1 pseudogene is annotated in these 826 nt (G+C 55.9%); it reads right to left on the bottom strand.

Annotated features, from left to right (window positions below):
- Positions 1-826: pseudogene (locus tag GIV35_RS27230) on the bottom strand (hypothetical protein); the annotation flags it as partial.

The raw sequence follows: 826 nt of genomic DNA, 5'->3' as shown, positions 1-826 counted from the left end.
TTGCCCGTCGCTACCCCATTCTTGGCCGGGATCACCGGAGAACCCGCTCCGGCCGTGCCCACCATCGTCACCTTGATGCTGTCTGTGGTGTACATCGGTGTGTACTCCACCGACACCGTACCGCCGTTTTGTGCATCCAACGGCGCGAGCGTTACCGAGGTGCCAGTGCCACTTGCCTGGGTCAACTTGGGAACAGGGAATTCTGCCGGCAGAGTGTTAACAGTGTATTCCACTATCGGGAAGATGATGGCGTCAGCCTCGGCTTGACTAGATGAAAGCGTCGCCTTGAACTGAAGTTTCAGTTTCGTATCATGACCCAGTTCAAGGAAGTACGAGGCAGCGACGCGTTGATCATAGAAACCATTGCTGAACCACCCAGCAGTCACCGCGTTGCTCGCCAGAGCCCATACCTGCAGCTCATGTACCGATCCATCGGCCTTGAAGCCACTCAATAACATGGCTACCGGTTGGAAGCTCGCGATAAACGGCCATGACCCAACGCGCAGAGTTTTATTGGTAACCGATCCACTCAAATCCAGGACTTTGGTAGCAGCATCCGCTTCATTTATCCGGATCACTGTCTTTGCCAACTCAGTTGTCGGTATCGGCCTCACCGTCACCGTCAACACCTGGGACGATACAACCTTGCCGTTACGGGTTACATCGTACTTAAGGGTGACCGTCTTGTCGGCATTACCGACGTTGGCGGCAATCGCGGCCTTGGTAATATCGAACGTGGCTTTGCCCGTCGCTACCCCATTCTTGGCCGGGATCACCGGAGAACCCGCTCCGGCCGTGCCCACCATCGTCACCTTGATGCTGTCTG

This window comes from Pseudomonas sp. PA-1-6B, assembly GCF_021609545.1.
Lineage (GTDB): Bacteria > Pseudomonadota > Gammaproteobacteria > Pseudomonadales > Pseudomonadaceae > Aquipseudomonas > Aquipseudomonas fluorescens_BV.
Note: the sequence above shows the minus strand (reverse complement) of the source record. Positions and strands in the feature narration are given on the sequence as shown.